This window comes from Pseudomonas panipatensis, assembly GCF_900099785.1.
Classification (GTDB): domain Bacteria; phylum Pseudomonadota; class Gammaproteobacteria; order Pseudomonadales; family Pseudomonadaceae; genus Pseudomonas; species Pseudomonas panipatensis.
Map to the genome: position 1 here is coordinate 140,252 of NZ_FNDS01000004.1, position 13,230 is coordinate 153,481.

Sequence of the window (13,230 nt, forward strand, 5' to 3'; positions counted from 1 at the left end):
CTCAGGGGCGCAGGCCCTTCAACTCATGCAGCAACGCCAGCAGCCGCGCCACCTTCTCCTCGCCCAGCCGCCGCTCGATCTCCCGGTAGTTGTCCTCCATCTGCCCACGCATGGCCTGGAAGCACACCTCGCCCGCCGTGGCCAGGCTCACCAGGCTGCGGCGCTGGTCCTCGGCGGACTTGCGCCGGCGCACCAGGCCGTCGCGCTCCAGCCGTGCCAGCACACCGCACAGGCTCGGCTGGAGAATGCAGGCCAGGTGCGCCAACTGGCGGCTTTCCAGTTCGCCGTGCTGGCGCAGCAGACGAATCACGCGCCACTGCTGTTCGGTCAGCCCCTGGCGATTGAGCTGCGGACGAAAGAAGCGCATGGTCGCTTCGCGCGCTTGCAACAGCGCGAGGGTCAGGGAGGGGGTGGCGTTCGGCATGGCAGGACTTCGACTGGTCGGGGTGATGCCGGCATTAGACGGACAACCGCCATCCCCGTCATGACCGAGGCTGCCAGCGCCCATGTCCCGGCGTGACGCCTTTCCATCGTCCCCCATCACCGCAACCCGACAGAGGCAATCCCTTATGCACAGGCTTCTCCGCCAACAGACCAGCATCACCCTCGACCTGGCCATGCAGGCACTCCAGGCCGCCCTGGCGCAGGCCGCCACTGACGGCGTGCGCATCAGCATCGTGATCGTGGACGCCAGCGCCCAGCCGATCCACAGCGCGCACATGGACGGCGCGCCCGCGCAATGCCGCGACATCGCCCTGGGCAAGGCGCGCAGCGCCGCCGGCTTCGGCTGTGCCACCGGCGATTGGCAGGAGCGCCTGGAGCGCAGTTCGCCGGCCGTGCGCCAGGGCTTGCCGCTGCAGGCCGGGCTGGTGCTGTTCGGCGGCGGCGAGCCGTTCCGCCTGGGCAGCGAGGTGCTCGGCGCCATCGGTGTTTCCGGCGCTTCGGAGCAGGTCGACGTGCGCTGCGCGCGAGCCGCCGTCGAGCGCGTGCAAAGCCTGCTCGATAGCTGAAGCCGGCCGCTCTGTCAGCCCGGGACAAGTGCCGGGGCAGTCAGGATCAAGACAGCGCCCCCCGGCGCAGCCCCTAATAGGGCAACCCGCCGGGCATCGCCCGGGTCATCCATCACCCGGTTTCAGGCTGCTGTCATGATCAATATCGAGACCCCCACCTACTACACCGCGACCAAGAAATACGACCTGTCCTTCCCCTCCCTGGAGGCGGACCTGGAAGCCGATGTCGTCGTGATCGGCGGCGGCTTCTCCGGCATCAACACCGCCCTGGAGCTGGCCGAAAAGGGCATCACCAACATCGTCGTGCTGGAAGCGCGCTACCTCGGTTTCGGCGGCACCGGCCGCAACGGCGGGCAGATCATGGCCGGCATCGGCCACGACCTGGAGAAGATCAAGAAGGATGTCGGCGAAGACGGCCTGCGCGCCATCTTCGAAATCAGCGACATGGGCGCCGACATCATCAAGGGCCGCATCGAGAAGTACGGCATCGATGCCGACTTCTGCCACGGCTATGGCTACATGGGCTTCAACGCGCGCCAGGCGAAGACCCTGCGGGCCTGGGAGAAAGAGTTCAAGTCGCTCAACTCCAAGCATGAGATCCGCTACCTGGACGGCTCCGAAGTGCGCCAGATCATCGGTTCCGACGCCTACGGCAGCGCCCTGCTGCACATGGGCGGCGGCCACGTGCACTCGCTCAACCTGCTGCTTGGCGAAGCCAAGGCGCTGGCCAGCCATGGGGTGAAGATCTTCGAGTACAGCCCGGCGCTGGACGTGAGCTATGGCGAGCGCATCAGCGTGCGCACCGCCAAGGGCTCGGTGAAGGCCGGCAAGCTGCTCTGGGCCTGCGACAGCTTCCTCAACAAGCTGGAACCGGAGCTGCACAAGAGCACCATCAACACCTACGCCTTCCAGATGATGACCGAGCCGCTGCCGGACCAGCTGATCCAGCGCATCAGCCCGATCCGCGGCGCCTACAGCGACATCCGCCCGGTCATCGACTACTACCGGGTGACCAAGGAAAACCGCCTGCTGTTCGGCGCCGCCACGCCGCTGGTCGAGCACATCCCCGGCGACCTCAAGGCCTGGAACCGCCGGCTGATGCTGAAGATTTTCCCCTACCTGGAAAACGTCAAGATCGACCTCGCCTGGGGCGGCCCGATGGCCTGCAGCCCGAACCTGTTCCCGCAGATCGGCACCCTGCCCGGCCGGCCCAATGCCTTCTTCGTGCAGGGCTACTCCGGCTTCGGCGTGACCCCCAGCCACATCATCTGCAAGGTCCTCGCCGAAGGCATGAGCGAAGGCTCGGCGCGCTACGAGCTGATCAGCTCGGTGCGGCGCATCCGCGTCCACGGCAAGGACCAGATCCGTCCCCTGCTGCTCACCGCCGGCAAGTCCTGGCACCAGGTGTCCGGCTACTGGAGCGGGCGCCGCTGATCCCCTTTTCCCCCATCACTTCCACAGGAGCGACACCCATGGCCCTCACCGCCATCACGCACGGCATCACCCTCGAACAACTGGACGCCTGGGGCACGGTCGCCGACCTCGGCTCGGAAATCCTCGAAGGCGAGGTCCGCGCCTTCGGCAAGATGACCGCCGGCGCCCCCACCGATCCGGTCAGCGCCGCCTACTTCGGCACCACCAAGGGCAAGTTCCGCATGACCTACCCGTTCAACGAACAGGCCACCGTGGTCAGCGGCGAACTGCGCCTCACCGACGAGTCCACCGGCCACAGCCAGCAGTTCAAGGCCGGCGACAGCTGGTTCGTCACCAAGGGCACGCCGGTGCTCTGGGAAGTGCTCAGCGACAGCTTCGTCAAGCATTACTACGCCGTGGCCTGACCTCCGCGCCCGCGCTTCGCCAGCAAGCACGCGCTTCTTAGGCGCGCGCTCGCTGGCGAACGGGTAGCCTTCGCTCCACCGCCATCAGCAACGCGCAGGAGCCCCTCCATGCCCACCCCCGAGCAGATCGGCCAGCGCTGCCTGCACGCCTTCGACCGACTGGTGCCCGCCGCCCAATCCGCCTTCTACCGCATCGACGCCGAACTGCAGGCCTGCGACTTCCAGCTCCAGCGCATGCGTCCGCAGATGCACGCCGACTACCTCGCCCACTATCGCCGCCTGGACCCGCTGCAACCGGCCGGCTGCCTGGCCACCGGCCTGCCCGTGGTGCCGCTGGCGGTCGCCATGGCGCAGCAGCCGAGCGAGCGCAGCCAGCGCTATCGCGGCTTCCTCCAGCACCACGGGGTGATCGACGTGGTCGAGATCATCGCCGCCGACCAGGGCCGCCCGCTGGCAGGTTTATCGCTGCTGCGGCGAGTCGGTGAGGCGCCCTTCTCGCCCGACGAGCTGAATCGCCTGCTGGCCCTGCACAGCCTGCTGGAACTCGCGGCCCAGGCCTTGCCCCGCGCCAGCGCGCAGGCGGCGCTGGAACAGCTCACCCCGCGCGAACGCGAGATCGCCCTGCTGCTGCGCGACGGCGCCAGCAACAAGGACCTGGCGCGCCAGCTCGACCTGGGCCTGGCGACGGTGAAAACCCACCTCATCCACCTGTTCCGCAAGACCGGCGTGGCCAGCCGCGGCGAACTCATCGCACGGATGTTCCTGGATCAACCATCCGGTTGATGTGGCGCGCGGGCGCCGCGCTTCAGCATGGGGGCTCCACAGACACAGGAGTTCCCCCCCATGAGCGCTTCTTCCGACTGGATCACCGTTGGTGCCCTCGCCGAGGGCTTCGCCCCCGACGCATTCATCCTGCCCCGCCTGGCCGACCTCGCCGGCCAGCGCATCGAACTGAACTTCGCCAACGGCTGGCGCATCGAGCAGCGCTTCGACGCCGAGACCACCCAGTGGCGCGCCGCCGACGGCCACTCCGCGGGCAGCGCGCCCTACCGCGCCACCTCGGTGCGGCCGGGCATCGTCCTGGTCGACTTCACCAAGCACGAGGACGGCCAGGCCTGGTCCATCAGCCTGGTGCTGGATAGCCACAACCAGGCCTTTACCGCAGTGATCGGCCGCCTGCCCGACGCCGCCGACTGCGCGCAAGGCCTCTACGCCCGCGCCCTGGCCGGCGGCGAACTGACCGGCGTGCAGGTGCAGATCCTCCACGGCAGCCTCGACCGCCCCTGGCAGGACGGCGCCTGCCCGCACGCCGCGACCCAGGAACTGGTCGGCCTGCGCAATCGCTACCGCTACAGCCCCAGCGAGGTCTACGAACACATCTACCTCAACGACCACTTCTATACCTGGCAATGCCTGCACGGCGTCGAGGCGGGCCTGTGCGACACCGACCGCTGCCACACCTACAAGATCGCCGAACAGCTCTACCTGTTCGTCTGGCGCGAGAAGATCGTGCCCACCCTCGGCCTGGTGATGATCGACCTGCAACAGCATCGCAGCGACGGCAAGATCTTCGGCTATGCCGGCGCCGACTTCGATGCGCTGTCGAACTTCCCGGTCAGCTCCTATTGCGACCTCCTCAACCGCACGGTGTACCAATGAGCGGCCGCTGCGTGGTGATCACCGGCGCCGGCAGCGGCATCGGAGCGGCCTGCGCGCGGCGCTTCGCCGCCGAGGGCGCCAGGCTGGTGCTGATCGGCCGCCGCCGCGACGCGCTGCAACGGCTGGCCGAGGAAACCGGCGGCCTGGTGCTAGCGGGCGACGCCGCCGACGGCGCGACCTGGCAGGGCTTCCTCCCGCGCATCGCGGAATACGCCGGGGCGATCGACACCCTGATCGGCTGCGCGGGCGGCCATGGCCTCGGCCGCGCCGGCGAAACCAGCGACCAGGCCTGGAGCGAAGCGCTGCGCGGCAACCTCGACAGCGCCTTCGTCAGCGCCCGCGCCTGCCTGCCGGGCCTGATCGAACGGCGCGGCAGCATGGTCCTGGTCGGCTCCATCGCCTCACGGCTGGCCGGGCCCGGTGTCTGCGGCTACACCACCGCCAAGCATGCCCTGCTCGGCCTGATGCGCTCGCTGGCCCGCGACTACGGCCCGCGGGGCGTGCGGGTCAACGCGGTGTGCCCCGGCTGGGTACGCACGCCGATGGCGGACGCAGAGATGCAGCCGCTGATGCAGCGTTACGGCGAAAGCCTGGACGCCGCCTACGCGCGGGTCACCGCCGAGGTGCCGCTGCGCCGTCCGGCCAGCGCCGGGGAAATCGCCGAGCTGTGCCACTTCCTCGCCAGCGACGCCGCCGCCATCGTCACCGGCGCCTGCCTGATGGCCGACGGCGGCGCCAGTGTGGTCGACCTGCCGACCCTGGCCTTCGAACGCCTGGAGAACGCCTGATGCCCAGCCACTTCGATTTCAGCGGCAAGCAGGTGCTGGTGACCGGCGCCGCCCAAGGCATCGGCCGCGGCATCGCCGAACGCTTCGCCCGTGGCGGCGCGCAGGTGCTGATCGTCGACCACCAGGGCGATGCCGCCGAGGCCCTGGCCGCCGACCTGCGTAGCCAGGGCAAGCAGGCCCGCGCCCTGGTCGTCGATCTGGCCGAGCCCGAGGCGATCAGCGCCTGCCTGGCCGGACTGGAATACCTGGATGTGCTGGTGCACAACGCCGCCCACTTCCCGCTGACGGACTTCGCGGACATCACCCCGGCGCTGCTGCAGCGCACCCTGGCGATCAACCTTGGCGCACTGTTCTGGCTGACCCAGGGCGCCCTGCCGCTGTTCCAGCGGCGCGCTGGCGGTTGCGTGCTGGCCACCTCCTCGGTGACCGGCCCGCGCATGGCCTATCCGGGGCTGAGCCACTACGCGGCGTCCAAGGCCGGGGTCAACGGTTTCATCCGCAATGCCGCGCTGGAACTGGCGCCGCGCAACATCCGCGTCAATGGCGTGGAACCGGGGATGATCCGCACGCCGGCCATGGCCAACCTGGGTGACGCCGCGCTGCAGGCGCGCATCGCCAGCGGCGTGCCCCTGGGCCGCCTGGGCGAGGCGCAGGACATCGCCGCGGCCATGCTCTTCCTCGCCTCGGACGCGGCCAGCTATATCACCGGCCAGACCCTGGTGGTGGATGGTGGCGCGACCCTGGCGGAGGTCCGGCCGGCACGGGACTGACAGCCGGGCACGGCGCCGACCGTTCACCCGAAACCCCATGACGGCGGGCCGCCGCCGGCGAGAAAATCCACTCCACCGCCCGGTCGCGGAACGGCCGGGCGCTTCTCTGTCCACGCTTACACAGGAGGCCAGGCCATGAGCACCCTGACCATCGAAGGCTGGTGCAAGACCAGCGCCGACAGCGCGCCCACGCCGATCGAAGACATCCACTTCTACCTCAGCGGCAGCGATCACCTGCACCTGGAACAGGCCGAGGAATTCCTGCAACGCACCCACGAGCGCGAGCGCCTGGTGGACGTTGACCCGAGTACCCTGGAGTTGAGCCTGCCGGAAGGCTATGGCCCGCTGGCCGACTGCCAGTTGCGCGTCTACCTGGACCAGGACCGGCGCGGCCATGTCCACCTGATCGGCCACCGCGCCAGCGACGGCAGCCTCATCTACAGCAACGCGGTGCTGATCGACCAGTTGCTCTGAGCAGCGCTCAGGCCACGCCCTGCAGGGCGCTGGCGCGATAGTCCTTGGGCGAGCGCTCGAAGTGCTTCTTGAAGGCACGGCTGAAGTGCGCCGAGTCGGTGAAGCCCCATTTGTAGGCGATCGCGGTGATCGATTCGCCCTTGAGGACGGGGTTGGACAGGTCGTCGGCGCTGCGCTGCAGGCGGGCGCGCTGGATGTAGCGGCAGACGCTGTCGCCCTGCTCCTCGAACAGCCGGTAGAGGTGGCGCACCGAGATGTCCAGGCGTTGCGCCAGGTTCAGCGGGCTGAGGTTGGGCTGGGTCAGCGACTCGTCGATGATCTTCTGCACATAGCTGCGCAGGTTGGAACCCTGCAGCGCCTCGGCAACGCCGCCGTCATCGCCGGCCCGAGCCAGCGCGGGCGCCAGCAGGGCGATGATGGCGCTCTCCAGGGCGGCGCGCTCCTCATTGGCGTTGTGGCCTTCGGGCTCGCGGCAGAGCTGGTCGACCAGCAGGTGCAGCATGCGCCCGCTGGCGCAGGCAGAAGACACCTTGCCGAACTTGCGCTGCCCGGGCAGGACCTTGTCCACCGCTTCGCGCGGCAGGTGCAGCGAAGCATGTTCGATGAGGCCGAAGGGGGTGATCTCGCAACTGCCGATGGAGTCCATCAGCAGCAGTTCGCCGGGCGAGAGCTGGATATTCACGCCGTTCTGGGAAATCTGCGAAAAGCCGCTGCGCTGGCTGATCAGGAAACAATGGCGGTCATCGTCACGGTCGGTATTGAGGCGGTTGCGCGCGATCAGTCCGGCATTGGTGCGCAGGTGCGCCATGGTGAGGCCGGAGTGCGACTGCGCGGAAATCTCACCAATGAACAGGGAGCGGCTGAACGCCAACTGGGTTTCGAACTGACCGCAGATCGAACGCAAGGCCGCGCTCCAGCCTTCCAGCCCGGCCTGAGCCGCTTGACGAGCTTGCATACGCACCTCCGTGGGGTGGCATTGTTTTTGTTGGCGAACAGTTAACATCTTATCCATCTGCACGCAACGGGATTCGGATAGCCGCCATTCATGCAGCCCGCATGCCAGGGACGATGAGTAATCTGTGAATGAAAAAAGAGCGGCTAGGCCGCTCTCAGAGGTCGCCCAACAGCCGCTGCAAATGGAACAGCGCCCTCAGCAGGTAGTCGCGCTGCTCGCGGCTCAACTGCACATAGCGGCGGAAGCTGGGCATGCGATTGACCACCTCGCTGGCGCCCATGTGCTCCAGGCGGACGCGCCAGCGGCCGGCGCCGCGCTCCAGGCGCAGGCGCTTGAAGTCCAGCGGCAGCAAGGCCTGCTGCAGGTGCGCATCGGCGCCCAGGCGTTCGGCCAGGCGCGCGCCGAGGGCCGGATCGCCGGCGCGCTGCCGGCAGACCAGGCCCTGGCGGCGCAAGGCACCGCTGTGGCGCAGCTCGAAGCGCGCCTCGGCGGCGTCGAGCGCGGGCCGTTCGAGGACGAACTCGGTCAGCACCAGGTGCATGAGGAACTGCGCCAGGGGCCGCTCGTGGAGTTCGAAGACGAGGCCGCCGTCGACCGTGCCGAAGCGCCCGAGGCCGGGCGCCAGGGCCTGGAAGGTCAGCCCGGCGAGGTTGCGCCGGGCCTGCTCCAGGGTCACCCCCGGACGGTAGCCGGACGGCGCCCGGCCGAACCACTCACACAGCTTTGCAAACATGGTCGTAAAGCTCGCTGGAATGGATGCCCGGCTCGCTGCGGAATTCCTTCTCCAGCACCTCCTCCACCGGCACCGGGCGGAACGGATTGACCCGCTGCACCAGCAGGGTCCAGACCAGCGCGTAGGCGGCGGTGAGGCCGAGCATCACGGCGAAGGGCACGTAGATGTCGCTGGGGTTCATGCCCGGCGGGGTGATGTACCACATGCCGATGAGGATGCCGACGCTGGAGACGATCTGCGGCAACGGGAACCAGGGCGAGCGATAGGCGCGGGGCAGGTCCGGGCGGCGCAGGCGCAGGCTGACCACCGACAGGGTCACCAGCAGGTAGGCGAGGCTCCAGGCGCAGACCGCGGCCAGCACCAGATTCATGATGTGGTCGGTGTTGCCGCGCAGCCACAGGGCGTGCAGGCAGGGAATCAGCACCGCCACCAGGATGCACAGCACCGGGGTCTTGAAGCGCGGGTGCAGGTAGGCGAAGACCTTCGGCAGCGCGCCGTCCACTGCCATGCCGTACATGATGCGCGGCACGCCGGCCATCAAGGTGTTGATGGTGGCGGCACCGGCGAAGAGGAAACCGATGCCCAGCCAGATCGGCCCGATCTGCCCCATCACCTGCTCGGCGAATTTCGGAATGGCCATGGGCGTGTCGAGCAGATGCAGGCCGGCCGCGGGGTCGAGCAGGACGTTCTCCACCTGGCGCTTCATCGCCGCGCCGTAGATGAACATGCAGGCGGCCACGCCGAACAGGCCGAGGGCCATGGCGCGCGGCATCACTTTGGCCGAATGGCGCAGGTCCGGAGCCAGCGGGGTGACGAATTCGCAGCCGACGAACATGAACATGGCCATGCCCACCAGCGAGAGGATGGTCTGCAGATCGGTGCCGACCAGCGAGGCGCCGAACCAGCCGTCCAGTTGCACCGCCGGCGCGGCGAACAGGCCGAGCACGCCGAACACCATCAGCGTCGTCCACATGCCGAAGGTCAGCACCACCTCGGCCTTGCCAAAGGCATCGACGCCGAACACGTTGAGGATGCCGAACACCACCACGAAGCCGACGCCGAGCAGCCAGGAGCCGCCGGCGGACTCGGCGAGGGTGTTGAGGTGCTCGAAGTTAACCAGCGCCATGACCCCGGAGAGGATGGTCTCGGCGGTGCCGGCGAAGACATGCACGATCAGGTAGGCGGCGATGGTGCCGGTGATCGCGAAGAAGCGCCCCATGCCGCAGGAGATGTAGTCGTACACCGAGCCGGTGGTGGGCAGGATCGAGGCCGCCTCGGCGAAGGTGGTCGACTGCGCCAGCATCATCAGCATGGCGATCAGCATGGCCGCGGCGAAGGCGCTGCCGCCGATGCCGAAGCCCATGGTGGCGGTGAGGATGACCGGGCTGGCCATGATCAGCCCGATGGTACTGGCCAGGGCGGTGGGAAAACCGACCGAGCCGCGGTTCAAATGCGCGCTGAGCTGTTGATTGATCGACATCTTGGGAGCCTCTAAGCAGTTGTTTTCGTTTCTTGTGGCTTAGGCATTCAAGGGGGCCGCGCCCCCGTTACGACCGCACGGCCTGTTGTTCTACTGGCTGGCCGCCGTCCACCGTTCCCGTCCGCTGAGGGGCCGCGCGCAGGGCGCGGCCCGGTGAACCTTGCCTGCCACTCTGCGCCCGCCACCGGCTGGCGTCTTGCCCAGGGTTGCCGGGGTATTTGTCGCTGGCTGCCATGTCCGGCAATCCGGGTCATGCGCGGCTGGCAGGCAGAGACAAGCGGCGCGCGCCCGGCGTGGATAGCCTGGGTCGACATCCATGCACTCCAGGAGCCGAGCATGACCAGCCCCCTGATCCAGCCCCTCGCCAGCGTCGAGGCCTTCCTGGCCCGCAGCCACGCCTCCTTCATCGACGGCGAACAACGCCTGCCCGGCGGCGAGACCCGGCGCACGCTGCGCAACCCGGCAGACGACACTGCGCTGAGCGAAACCCGCCTGGCCGACCTCGCCCAGGTCGAGGCCATCGTCCAGTCGGCGCACCGCGCCTTCCGCTCCGGCATCTGGAGCGGGCTGACGCCGGCCGAGCGCGAACGCCTCCTGCTGCGCTTCGCCGACCTGGTGGAACAGCACAGCGAAGAACTGGCGCAGCTGGAAAGCCTCAACCAGGGCAAATCGATCCACATCGCCCGCGCCATCGAGGTGGGCGCCACGCTCAACTACATGCGCTACATGGCCGGCTGGGCCACCAAGATCGAAGGCCAGACCCTCGACGTGTCCATGCCGATGCCCGCCGGCGCGCGCTTCAACGCCTACACCCGGCGCGAACCGGCCGGGGTGGTGGCCGGCATAGTGCCGTGGAACTTCCCGATGATGATCGCCCTGTGGAAAGTCATGCCGGCCCTGGCCTGCGGCTGCACCATCATCATCAAGCCGGCCGACGAGACGCCGCTGACCGTGCTGCGCCTGGCCGAACTGGCGATCCAGGCGGGCATCCCCGCCGGCGTCTTCAACGTCCTCCTGGGCCAGGGCTCGGTGGCGGGCGCGGCGCTGATCGCCCATCCGCTGGTGAACAAGGTGTCCTTCACCGGCTCCACCGCGGTGGGCAAGCAGGTCGGCGCCGCCGCTCTGCAGAACATGACGCGCTTCACCCTCGAACTGGGCGGCAAGAACCCCATGCTGGTGTTGCCCGACGCCGATCTGGACAAGGCGGTGGCCGGCGCCATCGGCGGTGGCCTGCTGAACCAGGGACAGGTGTGCGCGGCGGCCTCGCGCTTCTTCGTGCACGCCAGCCGCTACGACGATTTCGTCGAACGGCTCGGCGCCCAGGTCGCGGCGCTGAAGATCGGCGCCGGCATGGACCCGCAGGCGCAGATCAACCCGCTGGTCTCGCGGCGTCAGCAGGACAGCGTGCTCGGCCACCTGGCCCGCGCCCGCGAGCAGGGCGCGCGCGTGCATTGCGGCGGCGCACGGCCGGAGCGGCCCGGCTACTTCGTCGAGCCGACCGTGCTGGCGGACGTCGAGCCGGGCATGGACTGCGCCCGCGAGGAAATCTTCGGGCCGGTGCTGTCGGTGCTGCGCTATGACGACCTGGATACTGCCGTGGAGCGGATCAACGACAACCCCAACGGCCTGGCGGCGAGCATCTGGAGCAACGACCTCGGCCGGGTCATGGACCTGATCCCGCGCATCCAGGCGGGCACCGTCTGGGTCAACAACCATGTGCCGCTGGACCCCAACCTGCCGTTCGGTGGCTACAAGCAATCCGGCATCGGCCGCGAGTTCGGCCGCGCCGCGATCGAAGGCTTCACCGAACTCAAGTCGGTCTGCATCACCTACTGACGGCCGCGGCGGCCTCCCCGACGCCGGGGAGGCCGCCGCTTGGTTAACAGATTAAAAATCTCAGAAACGACTGACAGGTACAGTAGGAAAAGCCCGTCAATGGCGTCCGTCAACACGCCCACCATCAAAACATAAAATCATCAAAATCAATCAGATATCAGATTAATCAAGCAGCGAAGCGGGCTATGGGATCAGCCACCGGCTTTCAATGCCCACGCCAGCGCTTCATTAACAAGTTAATCATGTGGTAAAACCTTCCCGCCGCCGGCACCCATGACGCCGGAAAACAAGAACAAAACGGGAAGTCCTCCATGTCCAGAACCCTCGCACCGCAGCTGCTGGGCTGCTGCCTGCTGGCTACGCCGCTGCTGGCGCCCGACGCCCACGCGGATTTCAGCAACGACAGCAGCGCCAACCTCGACCTGCGCAACTTCTACCAACTGCGCGACTACCGCCAGGACAACGCCACGCAATCCCAGGCCGGCAGCTGGTCGCAGGCCTTCGTCCTGCGCCTGCAATCGGGCTTCACCGAGGGCCCGCTGGGTTTCGGCCTGGACGCCACCGGGCTGCTCGGGGTCAAGCTCGACTCCGGTGCCGGGCGTAGCGGCGACGGCACCCTGCCCTTCAGCCCGCAAACACGCGAGCCGGTGGATGACTACAGCCACGCCGGGTTGACCGCCAAGTTGCGCTACTCGAAGAGCCAGTTGAACGTCGGCCTGCTGCAACCGCAGTTACCGGTGGTGTTCCGCGACGACACCCGGTTGCTGCCACAGACCTTCGACGGCGCCCTGCTGACCTCCAACGAGATCGAGCACCTGAGCCTCACCGCCGGCCAACTATGGAAATCGCGCACCCGCGAGTCCGCCGGCAGCGACGACATGTACATCATGGGCCGCAGCAAAGCCTTCGCCAGCGACGAATTCAACCTCGGCGGCGCCACCTACGCGCTCACCCCGAACCTCAGCGCCAGCTACTTCTATGGCGAACTCAAGGACATCTACCAGCAGCACTATGTCGGCCTGGTGCATACGTTGCCGCTGGCCAAGGACCTATCGCTGCGCAGCGATCTGCGCTATTTCGACAGCAGCGACGACGGCCAGGCGATCTCCGGCCCGGTGGACAACCGCAACTTCAACGCCATGCTCACACTGAAGGCCGGCGCCCATGCATTCGGCGTCGCCTACCAGAAGATGATGGGTGACGACCCCTTCCCCACCCTGAACGGCTACACCCCGCCCTACTCGCACAACCTGATGACCATCCAGACCTTCACCCAGGCCGGCGAGAAGTCCTGGCAACTGCGCTACGACTACGACTTCGCCGCCCTTGGCGTCCCCGGCCTGGCGCTGATGAGCCGCTACGCCCACGGCGACGACATCCAGCGCGGCAACGGACTGGCGAACGGCGCCGAATGGGAGCGCGACACCGACCTCGCCTATGTGGTGCAGAGCGGACCGCTGAAGGACCTGGCGCTGAAATGGCGCAACGTCAGCGTGCGCAGCCGCTACGGCGCGGACATGGACGAGAACCGGTTCATCGTCAATTACAGCTTCAAGTTCTGGTGAGCGACGCAAGCGAAGAACAGAGCGGCCGGCCTGGCGCGAGCACTGTCGAGTGCGCAGCGTTTCCAGGGAGAGGCAACCGCCACGGGCAACGACCAGCAGCCACACGGAACAGCCAAGGTTGG

General features: G+C 67.8%; 14 protein-coding genes. 10 read left to right on the forward strand and 4 right to left on the reverse strand.

Annotated elements, in window-relative coordinates:
• Position 1: 1 nt before the first annotated feature.
• Positions 2-424: a homoprotocatechuate degradation operon regulator HpaR gene (hpaR, locus tag BLQ74_RS10820; protein WP_090262573.1), complete on the reverse strand. Its 423-nt coding sequence runs from the start codon at positions 422-424 to the stop codon at positions 2-4.
• 145 nt (positions 425-569) lie between these two features.
• Between hpaR and BLQ74_RS10825 the strand changes: the two genes are divergently transcribed.
• The 8 genes from BLQ74_RS10825 (at position 570) to BLQ74_RS10860 (ending at position 6,539) form a co-directional block, all read left to right on the forward strand.
• Positions 570-1,010, forward strand: coding sequence for a GlcG/HbpS family heme-binding protein (locus tag BLQ74_RS10825; RefSeq protein WP_090262574.1), 441 nt, complete (start codon positions 570-572; stop codon positions 1,008-1,010).
• 135 nt (positions 1,011-1,145) lie between these two features.
• Positions 1,146-2,444, forward strand: coding sequence for an NAD(P)/FAD-dependent oxidoreductase (locus BLQ74_RS10830; protein ID WP_090262575.1), 1,299 nt, complete (start codon positions 1,146-1,148; stop codon positions 2,442-2,444).
• 38 nt (positions 2,445-2,482) lie between these two features.
• A complete protein-coding gene (locus BLQ74_RS10835) occupies positions 2,483-2,848 on the forward strand; it encodes a cupin domain-containing protein (protein WP_090262576.1) in 366 nt (121 codons plus the stop codon).
• 108 nt (positions 2,849-2,956) lie between these two features.
• Positions 2,957-3,631, forward strand: coding sequence for a helix-turn-helix transcriptional regulator (locus BLQ74_RS10840; protein WP_090262577.1), 675 nt, complete (start codon positions 2,957-2,959; stop codon positions 3,629-3,631).
• A 60-nt stretch (positions 3,632-3,691) separates the two neighbouring features.
• Positions 3,692-4,507 (forward strand): molybdenum cofactor biosynthesis F family protein, encoded by an 816-nt coding sequence (locus BLQ74_RS10845; RefSeq protein ID WP_090262578.1) that lies wholly within the window; start codon positions 3,692-3,694, stop codon positions 4,505-4,507.
• Positions 4,504-5,295 carry an SDR family NAD(P)-dependent oxidoreductase gene (locus BLQ74_RS10850; RefSeq protein WP_090262579.1) on the forward strand — a complete coding sequence of 264 codons (792 nt, stop codon included), beginning with the start codon at positions 4,504-4,506 and terminating at the stop codon, positions 5,293-5,295. The genes BLQ74_RS10845 and BLQ74_RS10850 overlap by 4 nt, the downstream gene beginning before the upstream one ends.
• On the forward strand, positions 5,295-6,065 hold the full coding sequence (locus tag BLQ74_RS10855; RefSeq protein WP_090262580.1) for an SDR family oxidoreductase: 771 nt from the start codon (positions 5,295-5,297) through the stop codon (positions 6,063-6,065). The genes BLQ74_RS10850 and BLQ74_RS10855 overlap by 1 nt, the downstream gene beginning before the upstream one ends.
• 135 nt (positions 6,066-6,200) lie before the next feature.
• Positions 6,201-6,539, forward strand: a complete 339-nt coding sequence (locus BLQ74_RS10860) for a hypothetical protein (protein WP_090262581.1) — start codon at positions 6,201-6,203, stop codon at positions 6,537-6,539.
• A 7-nt stretch (positions 6,540-6,546) separates the two neighbouring features.
• Here BLQ74_RS10860 and feaR read toward each other — a convergent pair whose 3' ends face one another.
• The 3 genes from feaR to BLQ74_RS10875 form a co-directional block, all read right to left on the reverse strand.
• On the reverse strand, positions 6,547-7,494 hold the full coding sequence (gene feaR, locus BLQ74_RS10865; protein ID WP_090262582.1) for a transcriptional regulator FeaR: 948 nt from the start codon (positions 7,492-7,494) through the stop codon (positions 6,547-6,549).
• 154 nt (positions 7,495-7,648) lie between these two features.
• Positions 7,649-8,227 carry a DUF3156 family protein gene (locus BLQ74_RS10870; RefSeq protein WP_090262583.1) on the reverse strand — a complete coding sequence of 193 codons (579 nt, stop codon included), beginning with the start codon at positions 8,225-8,227 and terminating at the stop codon, positions 7,649-7,651.
• Positions 8,208-9,707, reverse strand: a complete 1,500-nt coding sequence (locus BLQ74_RS10875) for an APC family permease (protein ID WP_090262584.1) — start codon at positions 9,705-9,707, stop codon at positions 8,208-8,210. Before BLQ74_RS10875 ends, BLQ74_RS10870 begins: the two co-directional genes overlap by 20 nt.
• Before the next feature lie 336 nt (positions 9,708-10,043).
• Between BLQ74_RS10875 and BLQ74_RS10880 the strand changes: the two genes are divergently transcribed.
• Together BLQ74_RS10880 and BLQ74_RS10885 are read left to right on the forward strand one after the other, a co-directional pair.
• Positions 10,044-11,543 (forward strand): aldehyde dehydrogenase family protein, encoded by a 1,500-nt coding sequence (locus tag BLQ74_RS10880; protein WP_090262585.1) that lies wholly within the window; start codon positions 10,044-10,046, stop codon positions 11,541-11,543.
• 311 nt (positions 11,544-11,854) lie between these two features.
• The gene (locus BLQ74_RS10885) at positions 11,855-13,108 is read left to right on the forward strand and encodes an OprD family porin (protein WP_090262586.1); all 1,254 of its coding nucleotides are present in this window, start codon (positions 11,855-11,857) and stop codon (positions 13,106-13,108) included.
• Positions 13,109-13,230 lie beyond the last annotated feature (122 nt).

Bases quoted from the DNA above. Each gene is read 5' to 3' on its own strand.
- hpaR (WP_090262573.1), bottom strand. From the start codon at position 424: ATGCCGAACGCCACCCCCTCCCTGACCCTCGCGCTGTTGCAAGCGCGC.
- BLQ74_RS10825 (WP_090262574.1), top strand. From the start codon at position 570: ATGCACAGGCTTCTCCGCCAACAGACCAGCATCACCCTCGACCTGGCC.
- BLQ74_RS10830 (WP_090262575.1), top strand. From the start codon at position 1,146: ATGATCAATATCGAGACCCCCACCTACTACACCGCGACCAAGAAATAC.
- BLQ74_RS10835 (WP_090262576.1), top strand. From the start codon at position 2,483: ATGGCCCTCACCGCCATCACGCACGGCATCACCCTCGAACAACTGGAC.
- BLQ74_RS10840 (WP_090262577.1), top strand. From the start codon at position 2,957: ATGCCCACCCCCGAGCAGATCGGCCAGCGCTGCCTGCACGCCTTCGAC.
- BLQ74_RS10845 (WP_090262578.1), top strand. From the start codon at position 3,692: ATGAGCGCTTCTTCCGACTGGATCACCGTTGGTGCCCTCGCCGAGGGC.
- BLQ74_RS10850 (WP_090262579.1), top strand. From the start codon at position 4,504: ATGAGCGGCCGCTGCGTGGTGATCACCGGCGCCGGCAGCGGCATCGGA.
- BLQ74_RS10855 (WP_090262580.1), top strand. From the start codon at position 5,295: ATGCCCAGCCACTTCGATTTCAGCGGCAAGCAGGTGCTGGTGACCGGC.
- BLQ74_RS10860 (WP_090262581.1), top strand. From the start codon at position 6,201: ATGAGCACCCTGACCATCGAAGGCTGGTGCAAGACCAGCGCCGACAGC.
- feaR (WP_090262582.1), bottom strand. From the start codon at position 7,494: ATGCAAGCTCGTCAAGCGGCTCAGGCCGGGCTGGAAGGCTGGAGCGCG.
- BLQ74_RS10870 (WP_090262583.1), bottom strand. From the start codon at position 8,227: ATGTTTGCAAAGCTGTGTGAGTGGTTCGGCCGGGCGCCGTCCGGCTAC.
- BLQ74_RS10875 (WP_090262584.1), bottom strand. From the start codon at position 9,707: ATGTCGATCAATCAACAGCTCAGCGCGCATTTGAACCGCGGCTCGGTC.
- BLQ74_RS10880 (WP_090262585.1), top strand. From the start codon at position 10,044: ATGACCAGCCCCCTGATCCAGCCCCTCGCCAGCGTCGAGGCCTTCCTG.
- BLQ74_RS10885 (WP_090262586.1), top strand. From the start codon at position 11,855: ATGTCCAGAACCCTCGCACCGCAGCTGCTGGGCTGCTGCCTGCTGGCT.